This window comes from Streptomyces sp. NPDC087845, from assembly GCF_044742755.1.
GTDB lineage: Bacteria > Actinomycetota > Actinomycetes > Streptomycetales > Streptomycetaceae > Streptomyces.
The window spans coordinates 699787-722258 of record NZ_JBIUVC010000002.1; the positions used below are offsets into that span (position 1 = coordinate 699787).

Consider the following 22472-nt stretch of genomic DNA (forward strand, 5'->3'; position numbering starts at 1 on the left):
TTCTTCTATTCGGATATTCAGATGCTGCCGACAGGTAGCCCGTACGCTTCTTCGGCCGCACGCGTCGCAGCCGCCCTGTCGCTGGCGCGGAACGCGGCACGGAGCCTGGAGGCGATGTCGTCGAGGATCGTTTCGGGGCGCGGAACGGCGATCTTCCGCAGGTACTGCGCCTGGAATCGCAACGTGCCGCCACGCATCTTCACGCCGTAGGCGCTCACGAAGGCTTCTGCGACCCGAGACAGCAGCAGCCCGCCAAGCACTTCCATGTCCCAGGACGACGAGACGACGTAGTACAGGTTGTGGTGTGGGTAGTAGCCGCCCGGCTCCAGCACCGGCGTGATCTGGGCTTTCATGTCCTGAAGAAGCAGCTTCGGCCGTTCGGCGAGGCCCGGGTAGACCTTGTCGATCGTGCGGTGCCAAGTGCTCGGGTTCTTCCTCGCGACGAAGCGCTTCTTGACGTTCGGGTGCGACGCGAGCGCGGCCGCGAACTTCGGGTAGTCCGCGAGATCCACGAGCCTGCCTTCGTCGTCCCACGGGTTCAGCAGCATCTTCGAAGGCGTCGTGAGACTACCTGCACGGATGTCGTCAGCCATGACGATGGGCGTCAGCCGATCTTGCTCGACGTCGATGCCGGCGTCTGGGTTGATGATGTACGCCTTGTCGGCTCCGGTAGCGACCCCAATGCTGATCTTCGTCGTGCCGTCGGATTCCAGCGTCGGGAAATTCTCCTGCAGGTGCTCCAGCAGCTTGATGGTGTGAGGGGATCCCGCGGGCCAGAAGTCGTCGGTATCGAACCAGCTGGGCAGGCGCGCGCCCTCCCATCCCTGGCCTGAAGCCTCCTCCACTGTGCCCTGCGCGAACGTCAGGACCTCGCTCGCCGAGGCCGCTCCAAAGGCGGCAGTGGTGTCGATGAACGTGGCGCTGCCCTGCTCGGAGTGGGCCAGTACTGTGATCGCCGGGTAGGCCGAGACCTCTACTTCAAATGCGTCTACGTCGTGCATCTGCCACACGGACTCGACCGCGTAGCGCGAGGTCACGAGACCCCGCAGATGCTTCCCGTAGGCGTTCCGCATCCAACGGTCCGCGCAGATGAACCCGATCTTCCCGCCGCTTGCAAGCATGGACAGCGAACGCTCGTAGAAGCCGACGTAGATGTCCGCCCGTCCACGCATCGTCCGCCATGTCTTGCGGTAGGCGGCCTCGGTCTCATCGTCGAGATCCTCGGTGCGGATGTACGGCGGATTGCCGATCACAAAATCGACATCCGTCGGTACCTCGTCGAGAAGGAAGTCGCCGTGGCGCAGCCAGCCCTCCGAGAGTGCTCGGGCTTCTGCGGGACTTGCCCCAGCGGCTTGCAGCATGTCCTCCGACTTCTTCCGGCAGGTCGCAACATGCTCGTGCTGGAGATCGAGACCGTACAGGCAAGGAGCCAGTGTCGGCAGCTTGGTGCCATGGACCTTCGCAGACTCGAGCAGTCGCTCCAGTACGGGGACGAAGAACGCTCCGGACCCGATCGATGGCTCGACGAGCTTCATCCGGGTGAGGTCCCTATTTGCCGTATAGCCGACCAGGTCAAGAATCGTCTCGACGACCCAGCGGCGGGTGAAGACCTCGCCGTACTCGATCTCGCCGGGGGCAGCTGCAGCCATGGGTTCCTCTCGTCATGGCTCACTGCACGAGCCCTCACCTCAAGGCTATCGGTGGGTACGTCCGCCAGAGGGCTTCTCGAACTTCACTACTCGGATTCGTGGCTCCACAGCGGCTCGTCGACGTTCTCCTCCGTGATCAGCGGAGTCCAGCCCTCATGTGCCTCCGGTACAGGCACGTGATGCAGCAGGAAGCCCGAAGCCCACGCACTCCAGCCAGAGGTCCCGGTCGTGGCGGGCCGCCGCCCTTGACCTGCGCCGGCTGATCAACATCGGGCTCACCCGCACCACGGGCGCATGAACGATCCAGGCGCGGTCCTTCCTGACCCCTGACCGCAGGTTCATGACCGTCCGATCGCGCCAACTGAGACCAAAACTGAGACCACCAACGTCGAAGGGCCCCGCAGCAAGCTGCGGGGCCCTTCGACGTATTGCCCGGTGAGAGCAATGGCGGAGGATACGAGATTCGAACTCGTGAGGGGTTGCCCCCAACACGCTTTCCAAGCGTGCGCCCTAGGCCACTAGGCGAATCCTCCGCGGCAAACAATACAAGACGTTGAGGAGTGCTCGCGAACCCGTTCCCCTCGGGCGTCCGCTCGGGCTCGTCCGGGGTGGTTCGGGGGGTGGGGCTGTGGACCGGGAGGGGCGGGGATCGGCTAAGGTGGGGGCAAGCCCCTCACGTGGCGCTATCTGACTGAACTCCCCCAGGGCCGGAAGGCAGCAAGGGTAGGTCGGCTCTGACGGGTGCGTGGGGGGCCTTTGTGTTTCCGGGGCGCCGGGCGACGTCTCGTCCCGGTCCGGGGCCGGTTGTCGGTCCGCCCGGATAACCTCGTAGGTGTGTCGTCCCTTGCGCTGTACCGCCGCTATCGCCCCGAGTCGTTCGCCGAGGTCATTGGGCAGGAGCATGTCACTGACCCGCTGCAGCAGGCCCTGCGGAACAACCGGGTCAATCACGCGTACCTGTTCAGCGGTCCGCGCGGCTGCGGCAAGACGACCAGCGCGCGCATTCTTGCCCGCTGCCTGAACTGCGAGCAGGGGCCGACGCCCACACCGTGCGGGGAGTGCCAGTCCTGCCAGGACCTCGCGCGCAACGGGCCGGGATCGATCGACGTGATCGAGATCGACGCCGCATCGCACGGTGGCGTGGACGACGCCCGTGATCTGCGGGAGAAGGCGTTCTTCGGGCCCGCGTCGAGTCGTTACAAGATCTACATCATCGACGAGGCGCACATGGTCACATCGGCGGGGTTCAACGCCCTGCTGAAGGTGGTCGAGGAGCCGCCGGAGCACCTCAAGTTCATCTTCGCGACCACCGAGCCCGAGAAGGTCATCGGCACGATCCGGTCGCGTACGCACCACTACCCGTTCCGTCTGGTTCCGCCGGGCACGCTGCGCGACTACCTCGCCGAGGTCTGCGCCAAGGAGAACAGCCCCGTCGAGGACGGCGTGCTGCCGCTCGTCGTGCGGGCCGGGGCCGGATCCGTGCGTGACTCGATGTCGGTGATGGACCAGCTGCTGGCCAGTGCCGGTGATGCCGGTGTGACATACGCCATGGCGACCTCGCTGCTCGGTTATACGGACGGCTCGCTGCTCGACTCCGTCGTGGACGCCTTCGCGGCGGGTGACGGGGCCGCGGCGTTCGAGGTCGTGGACCGGGTGATCGAGGGCGGCAACGACCCGCGCCGCTTTGTCGCCGACCTCCTGGAGCGGCTGCGCGACCTGGTGATCCTCGCCGCCGTGCCGGACGCCGGGGAGAAGGGCCTGATCGACGCACCCGCCGATGTCGTCGAACGGATGCAGGCCCAGGCGTCCGTCTTCGGCGCCGCCGAGCTGAGCCGCGCCGCCGACCTGGTCAACGAGGGACTGACGGAGATGCGCGGGGCGACCTCGCCGCGCCTCCAGGTCGAGCTGATCTGTGCCCGGGTGCTGCTGCCCGCGGCCTTCGACGACGAGCGTTCACTGCAGGCCCGGCTCGACCGGCTGGAGCGCGGCGCGTCCTTCGCGACCGCCGGTACGGGGCCCGCCATGGGGTACGTACCCGGGCCGGAGGCCCTGGCCCATGCCCCCGCCCCTGTCGCACCGGCCGTGCAGCCCGCCCCCGTCGCACCGGCCGTGCAGCCCGGCGCCGGGCCCGCCGCCGCGCGCGCGGCGGTACGGGGGGAGGCACCCGTCCCCGCGGCGCCGCCCGCACCTGCCGCAGCGGTGCCTCCGGCGCCCGTGCAGCCCGCGGCGCCCGCCGCCCCGCAGTCGGCGGCCGAGGAGGCCCCGGCCGCGGCTTCCGCAGGCGGGCAGCGTCCTGGTGCCTGGCCCACCGCCGCCGCGCCGGAATCGGGCCGCCGCCCCGGTGGCTGGCCCACCGCTTCCGCCCCCGGCCAGTCGCCGGCCCCGCAGGCCGCGCAGGCCCCCGCTCCGGCGCAGGCCGCGCCCCCGGCAGCGGTGCCCGCCGCCGAGCCGGGCCCCGGAATGATGCAGGGCGCCGGCCAGGTGCGGAACATGTGGCCGGACATCCTGGAGGCCGTGAAGAACCGCCGCCGGTTCACCTGGATCCTGCTCAGCCAGAACGCCCAGGTCACCGGCTTCGACGGCACCACCCTCCAGATCGGCTTCCTGAACGCGGGCGCGCGCGACAATTTCGCGAGCAGTGGAAGCGAGGAAGTGCTGAGGCAGGCCCTCGCCGAGCGGTTCAACGCACAGTGGAAGATCGAGGCGATCGTCGACCCGTCGGGCGGCGCGGGCGCGCCCCCGCAGACCGGGGGCGGCCGCCCGTCCACCGCCCCTCCGCCGCCGCAGCGGCCGGCCCCCGCGCCCCAGCAGAGTTACGAACCCCGGCCCGCACCGGCCTCGCACCAGCAGCCGAACGCCGCACCCGCCGCAGAGCCCGCACCACAGTCGTACGCCGCGTCCGAGCCCCCGCGCCCGGTCGCTCCCGAGGACGACACCCCCGAGGCCGACGACCCGGACCTCGTCGACTCGGCGCTCTCCGGCCACGACCTGATCGTCCGCGAACTGGGCGCCACGGTCGTGGAGGAGTTCACCAACGAGTAGTAGTGCCCGACGAGTAAACGAGTAGTGGTTCCAGACGAGTAGTAGTTCCCAGCGAGTAGTGGTTCCCAGCGAGTAGTAGCGAGGAGCCCGGACAGCGTCGGCCGTGCACGGGCCCTTACCGGGCGGTCGGTGAGCTCGGAAGTGTCCACGGAGCGGCCGTCCGTCGGGGCCGCCGCGCCCCGGCGGCTAGGCTGCACCCCGTGAAGGTCCTCGTCATCGGCGGCGGCGCCCGCGAACACGCCCTGTGCCGCTCTCTCTCCCTCGACCCCGATGTCACCGCTCTGTACTGCGCTCCCGGCAACGCCGGAATCGCGGAGGTGGCCGAACTGCACCCGGTCGACGCTCTCGACGGCGACGCCGTCGCGCGCCTCGCCACCGGCCTGGGCGCCGAACTGGTGGTCGTCGGCCCGGAGGCGCCGCTCGTCGCCGGGGTCGCCGACGCCGTGCGCGCCGCGGGCATCCCCTGCTTCGGCCCCTCCGGTGAGGCGGCCCAGCTGGAGGGCTCCAAGGCGTTCGCCAAGGACGTGATGGCCGGGGCCGGCGTCCCGACCGCCCGCAGCTACGTCTGCACCACTCCCGCCGAGATCGACTCCGCCCTCGATGCCTTCGGCGCCCCGTACGTCGTCAAGGACGACGGCCTCGCCGCCGGAAAGGGCGTCGTCGTCACCGACGACGTCGAGGCGGCCCGTGCGCACGCGCTGGCCTGCGATCGCGTGGTCATCGAGGAGTTCCTCGACGGTCCCGAGGTCAGCCTCTTCGCGATCACGGACGGCACCACCGTGGTGCCGCTCCAGCCCGCGCAGGACTTCAAGCGCGCCCTGGACGGCGACCAGGGCCCGAACACCGGTGGCATGGGGGCGTACTCCCCGCTTCCGTGGGCCGACCCCAAGTTGGTCGACGAGGTCATGCAGTCGGTGCTCCAGCCGACCGTCGACGAGCTCCGCCGCCGCGGCACCCCGTTCTCCGGACTGCTGTACGCGGGCCTCGCGATCACCTCGCGCGGCGTCCGGGTGATCGAGTTCAACGCCCGGTTCGGCGACCCCGAGACCCAGGTGGTCCTGGCCCGTCTGAAAACCCCGCTGGCCGGTGTCCTGCTGGGCTCCGCCAACGGCACCCTCGACGAGCTGCCTCCGCTCACGTGGCGCGACGAGGCCGCCGTCACCGTGGTCATCGCCTCGCACAACTACCCGGGCACGCCGCGGACGGGCGACCCGATCGAAGGGCTCGACGACGTGGCGGCGCAGGATGCCCCGCATGCGTACGTCCTGCACGCCGGAACCGGACGGGACGGCGACGCGACCGTCAGCGCGGGCGGCCGGGTGCTGTCCGTGACCGCGACCGGCAAGGACCTCGCCGCCGCCCGCGAACGGGCCTACACAGCGGTGTCCCGGATCCGGCTCGACGGCTCGCAGTTCCGCACGGACATCGCCCGGAAGGCCGCAGAATCCTGAGCCCGGCCGCGCCGGGCCCGGACGCCGGCACCCGCTGACGCGCCACTGCCCCAAGGACGGCGGCGCGTCAGCACCTTTGCCCAAAGCCATTCCATCGAGTGACGACTGAGCCATCCGGATGACGCCCGCCGAGGCCCCAACTAGGGTGCGGCGCAAGCATTCCGGCACTTGGCCCACTGGCATTGCGATGTCAGTGACGGGTGCCACAGTGGGGGAGTGAGCAACACCGCCGCGGGGGCAGAGGGGGTGACGTCCGGCCGTGTCCGGTACCGGTGCAAGTGAGGAGCCGGGTGTGCAGAACGCGCGCGCCCGAGCTCTCGCTCTGCTGCGCATCCGCAGCAGAGCGGCGGCCGCAGCCATCCTGCCTGCGGCGGTCGCCGTCGTGCTGCTCGTCGCCGGCGCGGAGGGTCTCGCCGTCGGCAGGGGCTGGGACACGGCGCGCTGGGCCGTGACGGTCTGCGCGGTCGTCGTGCTCCTGCTCGCCGCGGTGGTCGCGCTGGCGATCGTGCGGGCGAGGCCGGCGATGAGCCCGACCGTTCCGCTCGCGGAGGAAGCCGCGCCCGATCTCTACCGCCTGGTCAGGGATCTCGCCGACCGGCTCGGGGTCCCCGCGCCCTCGGCGATAGCCCTCACCCCCGACTGCGACAGCTGGCTGGAGGACCGTACACACCCCTCCGCGCAGCCCGCGGCAGGACCAGGAGCGGGGCGCGTGGCGCGGTCGGCGGGCCGGTCCCGTCGCCGGGTCCAGGCGGCTCCCGTGCTGGTCATCGGTTCGCCGTTCCTGTGGTGGATGCGGGTTGCGGAGCTACGGGCGGTGCTCGCCCCGGTCGTCGCGGGCACGGGCCCCTCCGCACACCCCGACATAGCCGCGGCGCGCCGCTTCGTACGGGGGCTGGACGGAGCCGTCGCCGATGCGGCCGTGCCCGTTTCCGGTCCGCTGTCCGGGGTGCGCTCGGTGCCGCGCGTCTTCGTCGGCTGGATCGCCCGGCTGCTGCTGCGCAGCTGTCGCAGTCATGCCGCGGAGATGGAGCGGGGTGTCGCCGCCGCCGCGTCCGTTCGCGCACAGCGTGTGGATTACGGGCTGCGGATCGTCGCCCAGGAGCAGGTCGGCCTCGCCTACGCGGGCTGGGACCGGCTGCTCACCCGGGTCGCGCTGCCCGCCTGGCAGATGGGCCGCTGGCCGTCCCGGCTGGACGCGGGTGTCGTGTCCGCCCTCACCGAGCTCTCCCGCCGCGACCGGCTCGCCGACGGTTTTTCGTCGCGGCTCGGCGAACGCCCCGCCTGTGACCTTCTGGAGGAGCCGGGCGCAGCCGACGAGGCGGCGTCGCTGCTGGCGGCCCGGCTCTTCCACGGCGGCCCGGCGGAGTCCGGTCCCGACTGGTCGCCGGTCGACTGGCAGCAGTACCCGGAAGAAGTGGTCGACCGGAAGTGGCGCACCGAGGCCGCCCGACTGCACCGTGTCCTCGACGTCCTCGACTCGATGGGCACGGCGCCCGCACAGGCCACCAGCAGCCCCGATCCCGGTCACGGCCCCGGCTCCGCTCCCAGCTCCGGTTCCGGTTCCGGCAGTCCCGCACTCCCCACCGACATCGGCGGCACCGGCACCGAGGCTTTCGCCGGCGACGCCCTCGACGCCACCGACATCGACGCCACCGACATCGGCACCATTGACATCGGCCCCGTCGCCATCGACGCCGGAGTGCCCACGCTGGCGCGTGTCGTCGAGCACCTGGCGGGCCGGAGAGGCGGCGGCGAGGAGCTCGCGGCCGGGATCAGCGCGGCGGTGGCCCGCGAGGAGGCCGCGGCCCAACAGCCCCGGGCCGACGGCACGTCCGGCCCGGCGGGCGCCCCCGGTGCCGCTCGCGCGGGCGGGGACGGCCTGGACATCTGGGGCCCCGGCCCCCTCCCGCTCTTCCCGCTCCAGCCGCCCCGTACGGGGACCGAACTGCTCGCCGACCACGTCGCGGCGATGGTCTGCTGCGCCGCCGTCGACACGGCGGGCGCGGCACCCGGGCTCGACTGGCTCGACGGCCCCGCCCTGCTGGTCGACGGCGAGCGCCGGGCAGATCTGGGCGTCTCCGTCCTCAGCCTGGTCGAGGACGGCGACGCGGAACCGCTGCGTTCCTGGCTCGCGACGGTCGGTGTACGCACCGACAAACCCGTCCGTCTCGTCTGAACCACGGGCCCCGTTGGCAGACTCGACGACCGAGCCGAACCACAGCATCCCCAGCCCTCCCACCCCCTCACAGGCAACGCCGGAAGGGGCTTTCATGTCTCAATACCCGGAAGGATACGTTCCGTTCACGTCAATTCGCGACGAACGGTGACGGACTGCATGCGTTATGTGATGTGCTGGGGATCGACGCTGACAGTCGGCGCATCACTGTTGGCGCACCGATGACGCACGGCCGGAGACGGTCACTGGTGACATCGCCGTCGGCCGTCACCCGTGACGACCAGCCGTTGTCTCACCGTTGTTGTCCGGGGGGCCGAGGGAGGGAAGCGGTATGGGGGCGGAGCACATTCGTCGATGGGAGTCGGGTGCCCTCGCGCACGCCGTCTCCGATCCTTTCGGCCAGGGCCCCCTGCCCTGGCTGCGCGGCAGTGAGAACTACTTCGACGACACCGGACACGTCGTCCCCTGGTACGCCGACCCCACCCTGGCCCGCAGTTCCACCGACGGCGGCACACGTACGGCCGACGATGTGCACAACCAGATCAAGGGCTTCATCTCCACGGGAGCCGCGGCCCCCGGCGAGGCGATCGACTTCCACGTCACCGTGGACCCGCCCCAGCAGTTCTCCGTGGACATCTACCGCATCGGCCACTACGGGGGCGACGGCGCCGCCAAGATCACCACGAGCCCCCGGATCTCCGGCATCGTCCAGCCGGCCCCGCTCACCGCCGACCGTACGGTCTCCTGCCACCACTGGTGGCAGTCCTGGCGGCTGCAGATCCCCTCGTACTGGTCGATCGGCGCGTACGTCGCCGTGCTCACCACGGTCGACGGGTACCGCTCCCACATCCCGTTCACGGTCCGCGACGCGCATCCGGCCGATCTCCTGCTGGTTCTGCCGGACATCACCTGGCAGGCCTACAACCTCTACCCGGAGGACGGTCACACCGGCGCCAGCCTCTATCACGCCTGGGACGAGCAGGGCCGCCTCCTGGGCGAGGAGGACGCGGCGGTCACCGTCTCCTTCGACCGCCCGTACGCGGGCGCCGGTCTGCCGCTCCACGTCGGTCATGCCTACGACTTCATCCGCTGGGCCGAGCGCTACGGCTACGACATCGCGTACGCCGACACCCGAGATCTGCACGCGGGCCGGATCGACCCGAGCCGCTACCGGGGCCTGGTCTTCCCCGGGCACGACGAGTACTGGTCGGTGCCCATGCGCCACACCGTCGAACTCGCCCGCGACGGCGGCACGTCGCTCGTCTTCCTCTCCGCCAACACCATGTACTGGCAGGTGAGCCTCTCCCCGTCGCCGTCCGGCGTGCCGGACAGACTGCTCACCTGCCGCAAGCGCCACGGCCCGGGGAAGCCCGCCCTCTGGCGCGAGATCGACCGCCCCGAGCAACAACTCCTCGGCATCCAGTACGCGGGCCGGGTCCCCGATCCGCACCCACTGGTCGTACGGAACGCCGAGCACTGGCTGTGGGACGCGACGGGCGCCTGTGAGGGCGACGAGATCGACGGCCTGGTAGCGGGTGAGGCCGACCGGTACTTCCCACGCATCGCACTCCCCGAGCACGAGAGCCGCATCCTGCTCGCCCACTCCCCGTACCTGGACAGCGAAGGAGTCAAGCGCCACCAGGAGACGTCTCTGTACCGGGCCCCGTCCGGCGCACTCGTCTTCGCCTCCGGCACCTTCGCCTGGTCTCCGGCCCTGGACCGCCCCGGCCATGTGGACCCCCGCATCCAGCGCGCCACCGCCAATCTCCTCGACCGCATCTGCAAGCACGCCTGAAACGGCCTTGAGGCCCGCTCCCCGAAACGCCTCCGGACCTCACGCCTGAAACGGCCTTGAGACCCGCTCCCCGAAACGCCTCCGGACCTCACGCCTGAAACGGCCTTGAGACCCGCTCCCCGAAACGCCTCCGAAGCGCCCTTGAGGCCCGCTCCCCGAGATGCCTCCGGGGCTCACGCCCGAAGCGCCTTTACGGCCACGGCACTCGGCGCCGCGGACGCCCGCGCTCCACTCCGCCGCACCCCGATACGGGAGAACGCACCCCGATACGGGAGAATCGGAACGACTCCTGGATCAACCTACGCGGAGGCAGCGTGTCCGGATTTGTAGAAAAGCCCGAGCCAGTGCAGGTCCCGGGGCTCACCCACCTCCACACCGGCAAGGTGCGCGACCTGTACCGGAACGAGGCGGGCGACCTCGTCATGGTCGCCAGCGACCGCATGTCCGCGTACGACTGGGTCCTGCCGACCGAGATCCCGGACAAGGGCCGGGTGCTCACCCGGCTCTCGCTGTGGTGGTTCGACCGGCTCAGCGATCTCGTACCGAACCACGTCCTGTCCACGGAGCTCCCCGCCGGAGCCCCCGCGGACTGGGCCGGCCGCACGCTGATCTGCCGGTCCCTGCGGATGGTCCCGGTCGAGTGCGTAGCCCGCGGCTATCTCACCGGTTCCGGCCTCGTCGAGTACAACGAGTCCCGCACGGTCTGCGGCCTCGCACTGCCCGAGGGTCTCGTCGACGGCTCCGAACTCCCGGCGCCGATCTTCACCCCTGCCACCAAGGCGGCAGTCGGAGACCACGACGAGAACGTGAGCTACGAGGAGGTGGCCCGCCAGGTCGGCGCGGAGACCGCCGCCCAGCTGCGCCGCACCACGCTGGACGTGTACAGCAGGGCCCGTGACATCGCGCGCGAGCGCGGGATCATCCTCGCCGACACGAAGTTCGAGTTCGGTTTCGCTCCCACGGCCGACGGCGGCGAGGAGCTGATCATCGCGGACGAGGTGCTGACTCCGGACTCCTCGCGCTTCTGGCCCGCCGCCACCTGGGAGCCGGGCAGGGCCCAGCCCAGTTACGACAAGCAGTTCGTGCGCGACTGGCTGACCTCACCGGCCTCCGGCTGGGACCGCAGGAGCGAGCAGCCGCCCCCGGCACTGCCTCAGGAGATCGTGGACGCCACCCGGGCGAAGTACCTGGAGGCGTACGAACTCCTCACCGGCACGCCCTGGCAGTAGGGCCGGTCCACCGGGGCCGGACGGCCCCTCCCGGAACACGAAGAAGCCCCCGGCCGAAAGGCCGGGGGCTTCTTGCTGAACCGAGCGGACGACCAGGTTCGAACTGGCGACCTCAACCTTGGCAAGGTTGCGCTCTACCAACTGAGCTACGTCCGCAAGCGCCGAAGCGCGAGAACCACTATACCCATCCGCGCTCGCGTGCGAGACGCACTGCCGCATGCCGGTTCTCCGCACCGAGCTTCGAGACGGCCGCCGAGAGGTAGTTCCGTACGGTTCCCTGCGACAGCGACGCCCGCTCCGCGATCTCCGCGACCGGCGCCCCGTCGGCCGCCAACTCCAGCACCTCGGTCTCGCGCGCGGTCAGCGGCGAGTCCCCGGCGGAGATCGCGTCGGCCGCCAACTCCGGGTCCACGTAACGGTTTCCGGCGTGCACGGTGCGGATGATCCCGGCCAGCTGCCGGGCGCTGACGGTTTTCGGTACGAAGGCCCGCACACCCGCCGCGAGTGCTCGTTTCAGATGTCCCGGCCGACCGTGACTCGTCACGATCATGGTCCGGCAGCCGGGCAGTTCAGCACGCAGGGATGTGGCGACACTCACACCATCGGCGCCCGGCATCTCCAGATCGAGGACCGCCACATCGGGGCGGTGGGCCCGCGCCATGGCCAGCGCCTCCGGACCGGTCGCCGCCTCCGCGACCACCACGAGGTCGTCCTCCAGAGCGAGCAGCGCGGCCAGAGCGCCCCGGATCAGATGCTCGTCGTCGGCGAGCAGCACCCGTACCACCGTCATCGTCGTTCCTCCTGAAGCGCCGGGGGATCCTGGGGCGGCGGAGCCACCGGAAAGACAGAGCCAGAGGCGGAGGCAGAGGCGGAGACAGGGCCAGAGGCAAGGTCAGAGCCAGGGCCAGAGCCAGAGGCGGAGACAGGGGCAGAGCCAGAGGCCGGAGCCGTGGCGGGGTGCGACAGCGGGATCGTGGCTGTCAGCCGGAACAGACCGTTCCCCGCCGGACCCGCGTCCAGCGAACCGTCGAGTGTCCGAAGCCGCTCCCGCAGCCCGGCCAGCCCGGAGCCGCCCAGCCCGGATTCGCGCGGTCCGGCGACGGCCGGCGGCGCCCCGTCGTTCTCCACGTCCAGCACCACCGCGTCCGCCGAAGTGCGGAGCCGGATCGTGCAGTGCCGCGGATCGCCGTGCCGCAGCACGTTGGTCGCCGCCTCCCGCACCACCCAGCCGAGCGCCGCCTGCACGGGCGCGGGCAGCTTGCCGCCGCCGTCCGCCGCCACTTCGCAGCCGATGCCGGCCGCCCGCAACACGCTCCGCGCGCCCACGAGTTCGGTGCTCAGATCTGCCTCCCGGTAGCCCCGTACGACATCGCGCACCTCCTGCTGGGAGGCGCGGGCGATGCGCATGACCTCGACCATCTGATCCGCGGCCGCCGGTTTGCCGCGCTGGGCCAGCTCCACCGCCAGCTCGCTCTTCAGCGCGATCACGGCCAGGTTCCGGCCCAGGACATCGTGCATGTCCCGCCCGAACCGCAGCCGCTCCTCGGCGACCGCCAGCCGCGCCTCCACGTCCCGCGCCTCGCGGAGCTTCCACATCACCCCCAGCGTCCAGGCGGACATCCGCGTGGTGACGGACATCAGTCCGGTGCCGATCACCGTCGAGATGACCGCGGCGCTCATCAGCGCACTGCCGCCACCGAGCAGCCCCACCGCGACGCACACACCGGTCGAGAGGGCGGCCTGCTGCAGCGCCGACACCCAGCCCGGCACGATGAGCACGAACGCGCAGGAGAACGGCACGACACAGGTGCCGAGCACAGATCCCAGCTCGGGGAATTCGCGCATGCCCGTGTACCGGGCGAGGGCCAGCATCGCCGCCACGTTCGCGACCAGCGAGACGGCCCCGACGGCAACCAGTCGCCGCTCCACGGCCCCTCGGCCCAGATACTCGTCGAGCCCCCCGGCGATCAGCCGGGTCCCGCCGACCCCCTGGACGAGCGCGAGCAGGACCGCCAGGACGATCAGCGCGGCGGGGGCCGCTCCGCGCACGGGCCGGGTCAAGGACAGCAGGACCTGGATCAGCACCGCGATCCAGACCAGCCCGTACAGCGTGCCGCGCGTGTACAGGTCGACCTTGTCGAACCCGCTGTGGCCGTGCCAGCCCCGCATCCGCCACCACCACCGCAACCGCACCGCGCACCCCTCCTCAGCGTCGAGGTTCCCAGCGGAACCACCACTGGACAGCAAACACGGCGAGCACCGTCCAGGCCAGCGCGCCCAGCCCGGCCACGAGCAGGTCGTGCCCGTCGGCCCCGCCGAGCCAGCCCGCCCGTACGAGCGTCATCACCCCGGTCACCGGCAGCAGCTCGCACACGGACGCCACCCGGTCCGGCAGGACCTCCAGCGGTACGAAGAGCCCGGAGCCCACCATCGAGACGAGGAACAGCGGCAGCGTGGTGATCTGCGCCGTCTGCACGGTCCGGGTCACCACGGAGGTGGCCGCGGCCAGCGCCGCCAGCAGCACCATGCCCGCCAGCAGCCCCGCGACGAGGAGTTCGGGCCGCTTCGGTGCACCGAGGCCGAACAGGACCGCACCGGCCAGTACCACCAGCACCGCTTGCGCCAGCGCCAGTGCGACCGACGGCAGCGCGGTCCCGGCGAGGATCTCCCGGTCGGTGATCTCTCCGGTACGCAGCCGCTTCAGGACCAGGTCCTCGCGTCGCGCCACGTACGTCGCGACCAGATTCATGTACACGACCTGCATCAGGACCATGCCGATGCCGCCGCTGAGCGCCGCCCCGGCGACGGTCAGCCCGGTCCCGCCCAGATCGACCTGTTCCAGCGTCGATTTCATCGCCACGACCATCGCCAGGGGCACCAGCAGTGCGATGAAGACCGCCGTTCTGTTTCGGGCGAGCAGGGTCAGCTCGGCCCGCCCGAGGGCGTTCAGCCGCCCGGACATCGTCGTGCCGGTCATGCGGCAGCCGCCTTCCGGGTCCGCGGCTCTGATGCCGGTTCCGATTCCGACACGCTCTGCGCGATGTCGAGAAATGCCTCTTCGAGCGAGGCGGACCGGGCATCGAGCCCGAGCAGCTGTACGCGTGACTCCCGCGCCCAGAGCAGCAGTTCGGTCAGTGAGTCCTGCAGCCGCCGGGTACGGACCTCGATCCGGCGGCCGTCGGCCGCGGCGCGCAGCGACAGCGGAAGCCGCGCCGCCGGCACTTCCTCGGGCAGCTCGAACCGGATGCGGGCGGGGCGGGCCGCCGTCACCTCGGCGGTGGTGCCCGCCGTCACGATCCGCCCCCGGTGCATGATCGCCAGCCGGTCGGCGAGCGTCTCGGCCTCCTCCAGGTAGTGCGTGGTGAGCAGGACGGTGAGGCCGTCGTCGCGCAGCTGCCGTACCAACTCCCAGGTGTCGCGCCGTCCTTCGGCGTCGAGCCCGGTGGTCGGCTCGTCCAGGAACAGCACCTCGGGCCGGCCGAGCAGGGCCAGCGCGAGGTCGAGGCGGCGCCGTTCACCGCCGGAGAGCTGTTTGACCCGTACGTGCGCCCGGTGGGAGAGCCCGACCAGGTCCAGCACCTCGCCGGTCGGCCGGGCGCCACTGGTGCAGCCCGCCCACATCCGTACGGTCTCGGTGACCGTCAGCTCGGACGGAAAGCCGCCCTCCTGGAGCATCACTCCGATCCGGGGCCGGACGGCGGTGCGTTCGCGGTACGGGTCGTGGCCGAGTACCCGCACCGTGCCGCCGTCGGGCCGGGCCAGGCCCTCCAGCAGTTCGACGGTGGAGGTCTTTCCGGCGCCGTTCGTACCGAGCAGCGCGAAGAGTTCACCGCGCGCCACCGAGAAGGAGACCCCGCTCACGGCGGTGAAGCCGCCGGTATAGCACCGCCGAACATCGCTCGCCTCGATCACGGAGTCGGTGCGGGAATCGGTCACGGAACCGGCTGTGATGTCTGCCACGGCGCCGCCCGCACGGTTGCTGGGAATGTCGTCGCTGGTCATACCTACAGGTTTCCGCCGGGGCGTCGCCGTGAGCAGTGCGAGCTGTCACCACTGCTCATGACAAACGTCATGCGCACGGGGCAAGGGATCACCGGGCAAGGACCACCGGGCAAGAGACCGCGGGGCAAGGAGCCACGAGGCAGAGAACAGGGTCGGGTCGGGAATACGGCGAAGGCCCCGGTCGATATCGACCAGGGCCTTCTGAAAATCCGATCAAGAGCGGACGACGAGATTCGAACTCGCGACCCTCACCTTGGCAAGGTGATGCTCTACCAACTGAGCCACGTCCGCATTGCTGCCGCCTATTGTACCCCTTGTTAAGGGATCCATTGAGCGGTGCGAGCACTACTCTACCCGATTCACCGAAGTGGTCGTCGAGAGCGATGCAGAGCGGGTGACAGGAATTGCACACTGCGCCTTCCCCCTGGAAGGGGGATGTTCTGCTACTGAACTACACCCGCACGCTGCGTGAGGTTCGGCTTTGCGGCCTTGCCCCTCGGCGTGCTCCAGACTTTAGCCGACCTGCGGGGGTGTAGCGCAAGTCGGTGGCCGCGGGGTGTCGTCGAGGCGTGCGCCGGAGCGTTCGCAGCGCACGGCCGCGAATGCTCCGGCGGCCTGTCGGCACCCCCTCGGAGGGGTCCGTCGGCACCCCTCTCGGCGGGCCGGGGTCTCAACTGGCTTCGCGGAACGCCTCGTAGACCTTCTTGGGGATCCGGCCGCGAGCCGGCACCTCCATCCCGTGGGACTGGGCCCAGGCGCGCACGGCCGCCGGGGCGGGTGCGAGTGCGGTGTGCCGGTACGAGGCGGGGGTCCTGCCGTGCTTGCTGGCATTTGTCTGCTTTCGGCCCGCCGCCACGTACGGCGCCAGAGCCTTGCGCAGTTTCTTTGCATTGGACTGGTTGAGGTCGATCTCGTACGACTTCCCGTCCAGGGCGAAGGTGACCGTTTCCGCCGCTGCTCCCCCGTCGATGTCGTCGAAGAGGGTGACCACTACGCGCTGAGCCACGGATATCGGTCCTTTCCTACGGCATCGGCGCGTCTGACATGCGCTGATGCCGGCCTTCCGGCTGTCAGGCGGATGTGGGCGGATGTGAGTCGACCGGTGTCGACTGTTTAGGGGCAATTCTGCATTCCCCGGTAATCATTTGTACAGCGGTGGGTGCCGCATTGTGAAGCCCATCCAATTAACTCCGCGTGTCAGCCTTCTATGTGTGGTCCCGGTGGGGATTTTTTTTGCAGGACTTTTCTCATGTGTTGTCGCGGTCGATATCTGGGCGTGATCCACGGTTCTCCGTATCTACTCGCGTAGAATTTCTGGCCAGGTAGGCTGAGGGGACCTGCGGGGGTCTGGGGAACCCCCCGGAGAAACAGCCGCACCACACCACCACCGGGAGTGCCAGTGGCACGCGTCGTAGTCGACGTCATGCTCAAGCCCGAGATCCTCGACCCGCAGGGACAGGCGGTGCAGCGTGCACTGCCCCGTCTCGGCTTCGAGGGAATCGCGGACGTACGTCAGGGAAAGCGTTTCGAGCTGGAGGTCGAGGGGCCGGTCGACGACGCCGCCCTCGGTCGCATTCACGAGATGGCCGAGACTTTCCTCGCCAACACCGTCATCGAGGACTTCACCGTGAAGGTGGAGAAGGCCGAGGAGTCGAAGTGACTGCTCGTATCGGAGTCGTCACCTTTCCCGGCACGCTCGACGACAAGGACAGCCTGAGGGCCGTACGGGTCGCGGGCGCCGAGCCCGTGTCGCTGTGGCACCGCGACAAGGACCTGCACCAGGTCGACGCGGTCATCCTGGCGGGTGGCTTCTCCTACGGCGACTACCTGCGGGCCGGAGCCATCTCCCGCTTCTCGCCGGTCATGGAGACCGTCATCGAGCAGGCGAAGGCGGGGATGCCGGTCCTCGGTATCTGCAACGGCTTCCAGGTCCTGACCGAGGCGCATCTGCTGCCCGGCGCGATGCTGCGGAACAACCACCTCCACTTCATCTGCCGCGACCAGAAGCTGCGCGTCGAGAACGCGGAGACCGCCTGGACCTCGGACTACTCCGCGGGCCAGGAGATCTCCGTACCGCTCAAGAACATGGACGGGCGCTACGTCGCCGACGAGCGCGTGCTCGACGAGCTGGAGGCGGAGGGCCGGGTCGCCTTCCGCTACCTGGACGTGAACCCCAACGGCTCGCTGCGCGACATCGCCGGCATCACCAATGCCGCGGGCAATGTCGTCGGTCTGATGCCGCACCCGGAGCACGCCGTGGAGCCGCTGATCGGCACCGGTCGTACCGACGGTCTCGGTTTCTTCACCTCGATCATCAAGAAGCTGGTCAACGCATGAGCCTGGACACGGTCAAGCACGCGGCCGAAACCCCGGACACCGCGCAGCCCTGGAAGGAGCTCGGCCTCAAGGAGGACGAGTACGCCCGGATCCGCGAGATCCTGGGCCGCCGTCCCACCGGCGCCGAGCTCGCCATGTACTCCGTGATGTGGTCCGAGCACTGCTCGTACAAGAGCAGCAAGGTCCACCTCAAGCAGTTCGGCGAGAAGGTTCCCGCCAACGACGCGATGCTCGTCGGCATCGGCGAGAACGCCGGTGTGGTCGACGTCGGTCAGGGTTACGCGGTCACCTTCAAGGTCGAGTCGCACAACCATCCCTCGTACATCGAGCCCTACCAGGGCGCGGCGACCGGCGTCGGCGGCATCGTCCGCGACATCCTCGCCATGGGGGCACGCCCGGTCGCGGTCGTGGACCCGCTGCGCTTCGGTGCGGCCGACCACCCCGACACCAAGCGCGTCCTGCCCGGCGTCGTCGCGGGCATCGGCGGTTACGGCAACTGCCTGGGCCTGCCGAACATCGGCGGCGAGGTCGTCTTCGACGCCTGCTATCAGGGCAACCCGCTGGTCAACGCCGGCTGCATCGGCGTGATGAAGCACGAGGACATCCACCTGGCCAAGGCCTCGGGCCCCGGCAACAAGGTGATCCTGTACGGCGCCCGCACCGGCGGCGACGGCATCGGCGGCGTCTCGGTGCTGGCCTCGGAGACCTTCGAGTCGACCGGTCCGGCCAAGCGCCCCGCCGTCCAGGTCGGCGACCCGTTCCAGGAGAAGCTCCTCATCGAGTGCACCCTGGAGATCTTCAAGGCGAAGCTCGTCGCGGGCATCCAGGACCTCGGCGGCGCCGGGCTCTCCTGCGCCACGTCCGAGCTGGCCTCCGCGGGTTCCGGCGGCATGCGCGTCGAGCTGGACACCGTGCCGCTGCGCGACTCCTCCCTCTCGCCCGAGGAAATCCTCATGAGCGAGTCGCAGGAGCGCATGTGCGCGATCGTCGAGCCGCAGCACGTCGAGCGCTTCCTGGAGATCTGCGAGAAGTGGGACATCATCGCCACCGTCATCGGTGAGGTGACCGAGGGCTCCCAGCTGGAGATCTTCTGGCACGGCGAGCAGATCGTGGATGTACCGCCGCGGTCGGTCGCCCACGAGGGGCCGACGTACCACCGTCCGTTCGCCCGCCCGTCCTGGCAGGACGCGCTGCAGGCCGACGACGCGGGCAAGCTGGCCCGCCCGGCGAACGGCGCCGAGCTGCGCGAGCAGGTCCTCAAGCTGGTCGCCTCGCCGAACCAGGCGTCGAAGTCCTGGATCACGGACCAGTACGACCGGTTCGTGCAGGGCAACACCGTGCTCGCGATGCCCGAGGACGCCGGCATGGTCCGGATCGACGAGAAGTCGAACCTGGGCGTGGCCATGGCGACCGACGGCAACGGCCGGTACGCCAAGCTCGACCCGTACACCGGTGCGCAGCTCGCGCTGGCGGAGTCGTACCGCAATGTCGCCGCCTCCGGCGCCAAGCCGCTCGCGATCTCGGACTGCCTGAACTTCGGTTCGCCCGAGGACCCGGACGTCATGTGGCAGTTCGCCGAGGCCACCCGTGGTCTCGCGGACGGCTGCCTGGAGCTGGGCACCCCGGTCACCGGCGGCAATGTGTCGCTGTACAACCAGACCGGTGAGACGGCGATCCACCCGACGCCGGTCGTGGCCGTGCTCGGTGTGATCGACGACGTCACCCGGCGTACGCCGGTCGCCTTCGCGGAAGAGGGCCAGCTCCTCTACCTGCTGGGCGACACGCGCGAGGAGTTCGGCGGCTCGGCCTGGTCCGAGGTCGTCCACGGCCACCTGGGCGGCATGCCGCCCACGGTCGACCTGGGCCGCGAGAAGCTGCTCGGCGAGATCCTGATCTCGGCCTCCCGCGACGGCATGATCGACGCGGCGCACGACCTCTCCGACGGCGGTCTGATCCAGGCGGTCACCGAGTCCTGCCTGCGCGGCGGGAAGGGCGCCCGGCTGGTCGTGCCGGACGGTCTGGACGCGTTCACCTTCCTCTTCTCCGAGTCGGCGGGGCGCGCGGTCGTCTCCGTTCCGCGCAGCGAGGAGCTCCGCTTCAACGACATGTGCGGGGCGCGGGGTCTGCCCGTCGCCCGCATCGGTGTCGTGGACGGCGAGGAGATCGAGATCCAGGGCGAGTTCAGCATTCCGCTGAGCGAGCTGCGCACGGCGCACGAGGAGACCGTTCCGGGTCTGTTCGCCTGACGCACTGCCGCTGTGGAGGACGGCCCCGCCCGGTTCATGGGCGGGGCCGTCCTCTTTCTGTCCGGTCCGGCGTATCCGGTGCCCGGGGGATTCCGCCGTGCCACCCGCGTATTTCGGGGCGAAGGGTGAACGGCGATGTATTCCGGGGCGAAGAGGCGAGGGACGATCGTGGTGCGGAGGCGGGCAGCCCGTCGAATTCCTTCCCGTCGCGGCGTTCCGCCGAAAGGGCGGGGATTCCCGGCCGACGGCGTTCAGGACATCTGCTCGTGCCCCGTCAGGGCTCGGGCCGGGGCCGCCGCCGGCGCGGGCGGCCGCTCACGGTCCGCCCGGCCCGGCTCTCGGCTCGTGCCGATGCGGAGCGCGAAGCCGATGGCGCGCTGACGGTGGGTCATCGCTGTGGTCATGGCGGAACTCCCCCTCCGGAGCGGCCTGGTGCCGCTGGGGAGCCACCACCATGGACCAGGAAAATGTGTTGGGTCAAAATTTGATCCAAGCGCAATGTTCATCCTGGTACAGTGAAGCCATGATCGAGGGGATGAGCCTGCGCGAGCGCAAGAAGCTCCAGACGCGACACCGTCTGCTGGCCGCGGCCACCGAACTCTTCGCCGAGCGCGGCTTCGACAAGGTCTCGGTCGCCGAGATCGCCGAGGCGGCCGAGGTGTCGAAGATGACGGTCTTCAACTACTTCGCCGGCAAGGAGGACCTGGTCCTCGCTCCCATGGAGGAGCACATCGGCGATGTCGCGCGGGTGGTACGGGACAGGGCCCCCGGAGAGTCCGCGACGGACGCCGTGCGGCGCCAGTTCCTGGCAGCCATCGAGGCCCGTGACCCCTCTGTCGGGATGAGCGACGCACCGGTGGCACTGGGGCTGCGCCGGCTGATCCAGGAGACCCCGTCGCTGCTCATCCGGGCCCACGCGTTCTCCATGCGCTCCTTCGACCTGCTCGCCGAAGTCCTGGTCGAGGAGGGGGAGGAGCCGTTCATCGTCCGGGTCGCGGCCGCCCAGCTGATCGCCACCCGTAACTCCCTCATCTGCGCGAACCAGTTGCGGCTGCTCGCGGGGGAACCGGCGGACGCGGTCGCGCCGGAGGCCGCCGCACTCGCCGGGCGCGGCTTCGACCTGCTCGACAAGGGGCTGGGCGACTTCGCCACCCGGCGCTGATCCCCGGGCTGGTTACTGGCACCGATCCTCGGGCTGGTCCTTGAGGCCGATGCCCGAGCTGGTCCTCTGCGGGGGCTGCCGGGCGCCGGGGCCGGGCGCCGGCTCCGGACCCGGACCTCGGCCACGTCCGTCCGGCCGAGGTCCGCCGGACGCTCCGGGCCCCTGGAACCTGCCACCGCCCCACTAGGCTCCTGGACCATGCCGCCGTCCCAGAAACGAGCCCGACGCTACGACCCGGTCAGGATCCGCGCTGCGGTCCTGGCGCAGTTCGCCCATGTCCGGGAAGCCGTCCGTGTACTGACACCCGAACAGCTCGCGCTGCCGACCCGGCTCGGGGAGTGGACCGTGCGCGAACTGGCCGTCCATCTGGCGATGGCGCTCTCGCACGTCACCCGGAACCTGGAGCTGCCCGAACCCGTCGCGCCGAAGCCGGAGCTGACGCTCCTCCAATGGCCCTTCGTGACCGCGGGCCGGGCCGGGCGCATCGCCGAGGACACCAGCGCGCAGGCCGCGGACCGGCCGGATCTGGACGCGCTGTACGCGGAGGTCGCCGGGCGTTTCGCGGAACTGGTGCCCGAAGACCCCGGGAACCGGCTGCTGCCGACCCGGGTCGGCACGATGCGGCTGGCCGACTTCCTGGTCACCCGTACCGTCGAACTCGTCGTGCACACCGACGATCTGAACCAGGCGGCCGGCCTCGACATCCCGTACGACCGGCAGGCCCTCGCCGCCTGCACCCGGCTGCTTGCCGACGCCCTCGCGGAGAAGGCGCCGGGCGGCTCGGTCGAGGTGCGCGTCCCGCCGTTCGCCGTCGTCCAGTGCGTCCAGGGCCCCAAACACACGCGTGGTACGCCACCCAACGTCGTCGAGACCGATCCGCTCACCTGGATCCGGCTCGCGACCGGGCGTACGGAGTGGGCGTCGGCCCTCGACGCGGCGAAGGTCGGCGCCAGCGGCGAGCGGGCCGATCTTGCCGCGCTGCTGCCCCTGATGGGCTGAGCCGGCCGGACGAATGGATGGATGGCCGGGCGGACGGGCTCGGGGAACCGGACGCCCGCCCGGTCCGTCCGGGGGCCATGCGGAGACAACGTACGGTCCTCGGAGTCCTGGCTTCCCTCCTCGCCCTCGCCGCCTGCGGTACGGAGACGGGAAGGGGAACGGGGTCCGGTCCGGGGCCGGGGCGCGGTTCCGGCGGCGCCGTCCGCACCGATCTGCCCGTCACCGGCGTCCGCTGGGGCGTCGACTCGCTGACGGTCGACGGGAAGCGGACCGCCGCACCGGCCGGTGCCCACGTCGAGATCGACGCCCGGGGCCGGTTCTCAGCCCCCGGTCGGCCTGCTCCCGCTGGTCGTGGGCAAGCAGGAAGAGCTGGTACCGCCCGTC

General features: G+C 70.4%; 17 protein-coding genes, 4 tRNA genes and 1 other RNA gene. 11 read left to right on the forward strand and 11 right to left on the reverse strand.

Annotation, left to right across the window (positions count from 1 at the left end):
- Positions 1 to 17: 17 nt before the first annotated feature.
- Together ACIOMQ_RS08780 and ACIOMQ_RS08785 are read right to left on the reverse strand one after the other, a co-directional pair.
- On the reverse strand, positions 18 to 1649 hold the full coding sequence (locus ACIOMQ_RS08780; RefSeq protein ID WP_402188328.1) for an Eco57I restriction-modification methylase domain-containing protein: 1632 nt from the start codon (positions 1647 to 1649) through the stop codon (positions 18 to 20).
- A 445-nt stretch (positions 1650 to 2094) separates the two neighbouring features.
- A tRNA-Ser gene (locus tag ACIOMQ_RS08785) sits at positions 2095 to 2182 on the reverse strand.
- Positions 2183 to 2314: 132 nt separating this feature from the next.
- Between ACIOMQ_RS08785 and ffs the strand changes: the two genes are divergently transcribed.
- The 6 genes from ffs to ACIOMQ_RS08815 all read left to right on the forward strand — a co-directional run bounded on the left by ffs (position 2315) and on the right by ACIOMQ_RS08815 (position 11342).
- Positions 2315 to 2409: signal recognition particle sRNA small type (gene ffs / locus ACIOMQ_RS08790), an RNA gene on the forward strand.
- Between the two features lie 74 nt (positions 2410 to 2483).
- A complete protein-coding gene (locus ACIOMQ_RS08795; protein WP_402188330.1) occupies positions 2484 to 4691 on the forward strand; it encodes a DNA polymerase III subunit gamma and tau in 2208 nt (735 codons plus the stop codon).
- A gap of 200 nt (positions 4692 to 4891) precedes the next feature.
- Entirely contained in the window at positions 4892 to 6142 is a 1251-nt protein-coding gene (gene purD, locus ACIOMQ_RS08800; RefSeq protein ID WP_362201218.1) for a phosphoribosylamine--glycine ligase, read from the forward strand.
- A 259-nt stretch (positions 6143 to 6401) separates the two neighbouring features.
- On the forward strand, positions 6402 to 8318 hold the full coding sequence (locus tag ACIOMQ_RS08805) for a hypothetical protein (protein WP_401939596.1): 1917 nt from the start codon (positions 6402 to 6404) through the stop codon (positions 8316 to 8318).
- Between the two features lie 331 nt (positions 8319 to 8649).
- The gene (locus ACIOMQ_RS08810) at positions 8650 to 10113 is read left to right on the forward strand and encodes a N,N-dimethylformamidase beta subunit family domain-containing protein (protein ID WP_362201211.1); all 1464 of its coding nucleotides are present in this window, start codon (positions 8650 to 8652) and stop codon (positions 10111 to 10113) included.
- A gap of 314 nt (positions 10114 to 10427) precedes the next feature.
- Positions 10428 to 11342 (forward strand): phosphoribosylaminoimidazolesuccinocarboxamide synthase, encoded by a 915-nt coding sequence (locus tag ACIOMQ_RS08815; RefSeq protein ID WP_362201207.1) that lies wholly within the window; start codon positions 10428 to 10430, stop codon positions 11340 to 11342.
- Between the two features lie 83 nt (positions 11343 to 11425).
- On the opposite strand, the gene ACIOMQ_RS08820 is transcribed toward ACIOMQ_RS08815, so the two are convergent.
- The 8 genes from ACIOMQ_RS08820 to ACIOMQ_RS08855 form a co-directional block, all read right to left on the reverse strand.
- Positions 11426 to 11498 (reverse strand) — tRNA-Gly (locus ACIOMQ_RS08820).
- Positions 11499 to 11520: 22 nt separating this feature from the next.
- Positions 11521 to 12132 (reverse strand): response regulator transcription factor, encoded by a 612-nt coding sequence (locus ACIOMQ_RS08825; RefSeq protein ID WP_362201204.1) that lies wholly within the window; start codon positions 12130 to 12132, stop codon positions 11521 to 11523.
- The gene (locus ACIOMQ_RS08830; protein WP_402188332.1) at positions 12129 to 13535 is read right to left on the reverse strand and encodes a sensor histidine kinase; all 1407 of its coding nucleotides are present in this window, start codon (positions 13533 to 13535) and stop codon (positions 12129 to 12131) included. Before ACIOMQ_RS08830 ends, ACIOMQ_RS08825 begins: the two co-directional genes overlap by 4 nt.
- 13 nt (positions 13536 to 13548) lie before the next feature.
- Positions 13549 to 14319 (reverse strand): ABC transporter permease, encoded by a 771-nt coding sequence (locus ACIOMQ_RS08835; protein WP_362201198.1) that lies wholly within the window; start codon positions 14317 to 14319, stop codon positions 13549 to 13551.
- The gene (locus ACIOMQ_RS08840) at positions 14316 to 15344 is read right to left on the reverse strand and encodes an ABC transporter ATP-binding protein (protein WP_402188334.1); all 1029 of its coding nucleotides are present in this window, start codon (positions 15342 to 15344) and stop codon (positions 14316 to 14318) included. The genes ACIOMQ_RS08835 and ACIOMQ_RS08840 overlap by 4 nt, the downstream gene beginning before the upstream one ends.
- Before the next feature lie 218 nt (positions 15345 to 15562).
- Positions 15563 to 15635 (reverse strand) — tRNA-Gly (locus ACIOMQ_RS08845).
- 98 nt (positions 15636 to 15733) lie between these two features.
- A tRNA-Gly gene (locus tag ACIOMQ_RS08850) sits at positions 15734 to 15805 on the reverse strand.
- A gap of 209 nt (positions 15806 to 16014) precedes the next feature.
- Positions 16015 to 16350 carry an Lsr2 family protein gene (locus ACIOMQ_RS08855; protein ID WP_401939602.1) on the reverse strand — a complete coding sequence of 112 codons (336 nt, stop codon included), beginning with the start codon at positions 16348 to 16350 and terminating at the stop codon, positions 16015 to 16017.
- A gap of 393 nt (positions 16351 to 16743) precedes the next feature.
- Between ACIOMQ_RS08855 and purS the strand changes: the two genes are divergently transcribed.
- The 3 genes from purS to purL are packed head-to-tail and all read left to right on the forward strand — an operon-like array spanning position 16744 to position 19927.
- Positions 16744 to 17004: a phosphoribosylformylglycinamidine synthase subunit PurS gene (gene purS, locus ACIOMQ_RS08860; RefSeq protein ID WP_037695153.1), complete on the forward strand. Its 261-nt coding sequence runs from the start codon at positions 16744 to 16746 to the stop codon at positions 17002 to 17004.
- Positions 17001 to 17681 (forward strand): phosphoribosylformylglycinamidine synthase subunit PurQ, encoded by a 681-nt coding sequence (gene purQ / locus ACIOMQ_RS08865; protein ID WP_362201188.1) that lies wholly within the window; start codon positions 17001 to 17003, stop codon positions 17679 to 17681. Before purS ends, purQ begins: the two co-directional genes overlap by 4 nt.
- Positions 17678 to 19927, forward strand: a complete 2250-nt coding sequence (purL, locus tag ACIOMQ_RS08870; RefSeq protein ID WP_402188336.1) for a phosphoribosylformylglycinamidine synthase subunit PurL — start codon at positions 17678 to 17680, stop codon at positions 19925 to 19927. Before purQ ends, purL begins: the two co-directional genes overlap by 4 nt.
- Positions 19928 to 20178: 251 nt before the next feature.
- Here the strand turns inward: purL and ACIOMQ_RS08875 are convergent, their stop codons facing one another.
- Positions 20179 to 20331, reverse strand: a complete 153-nt coding sequence (locus ACIOMQ_RS08875) for a hypothetical protein (RefSeq protein WP_362201182.1) — start codon at positions 20329 to 20331, stop codon at positions 20179 to 20181.
- 119 nt (positions 20332 to 20450) lie between these two features.
- On the opposite strand from ACIOMQ_RS08875, the gene ACIOMQ_RS08880 reads away from it, so the two are divergent.
- Both ACIOMQ_RS08880 and ACIOMQ_RS08885 read left to right on the forward strand, forming a co-directional pair.
- Positions 20451 to 21089 (forward strand): helix-turn-helix domain-containing protein, encoded by a 639-nt coding sequence (locus ACIOMQ_RS08880; RefSeq protein ID WP_362201178.1) that lies wholly within the window; start codon positions 20451 to 20453, stop codon positions 21087 to 21089.
- Between the two features lie 198 nt (positions 21090 to 21287).
- Entirely contained in the window at positions 21288 to 22088 is an 801-nt protein-coding gene (locus tag ACIOMQ_RS08885; protein WP_362201175.1) for a sterol carrier family protein, read from the forward strand.
- Positions 22089 to 22472: the final 384 nt, after the last annotated feature.

Bases quoted from the DNA above. Each gene is read 5' to 3' on its own strand.
- ACIOMQ_RS08810 (WP_362201211.1), top strand. From the start codon at position 8,650: ATGGGGGCGGAGCACATTCGTCGATGGGAGTCGGGTGCCCTCGCGCAC.
- ACIOMQ_RS08780 (WP_402188328.1), bottom strand. From the start codon at position 1,649: ATGGCTGCAGCTGCCCCCGGCGAGATCGAGTACGGCGAGGTCTTCACC.
- ACIOMQ_RS08880 (WP_362201178.1), top strand. From the start codon at position 20,451: ATGATCGAGGGGATGAGCCTGCGCGAGCGCAAGAAGCTCCAGACGCGA.
- ACIOMQ_RS08835 (WP_362201198.1), bottom strand. From the start codon at position 14,319: ATGACCGGCACGACGATGTCCGGGCGGCTGAACGCCCTCGGGCGGGCC.
- ACIOMQ_RS08885 (WP_362201175.1), top strand. From the start codon at position 21,288: ATGCCGCCGTCCCAGAAACGAGCCCGACGCTACGACCCGGTCAGGATC.
- ACIOMQ_RS08840 (WP_402188334.1), bottom strand. From the start codon at position 15,344: ATGACCAGCGACGACATTCCCAGCAACCGTGCGGGCGGCGCCGTGGCA.
- ACIOMQ_RS08825 (WP_362201204.1), bottom strand. From the start codon at position 12,132: ATGACGGTGGTACGGGTGCTGCTCGCCGACGACGAGCATCTGATCCGG.
- purL (WP_402188336.1), top strand. From the start codon at position 17,678: ATGAGCCTGGACACGGTCAAGCACGCGGCCGAAACCCCGGACACCGCG.
- ACIOMQ_RS08875 (WP_362201182.1), bottom strand. From the start codon at position 20,331: ATGACCACAGCGATGACCCACCGTCAGCGCGCCATCGGCTTCGCGCTC.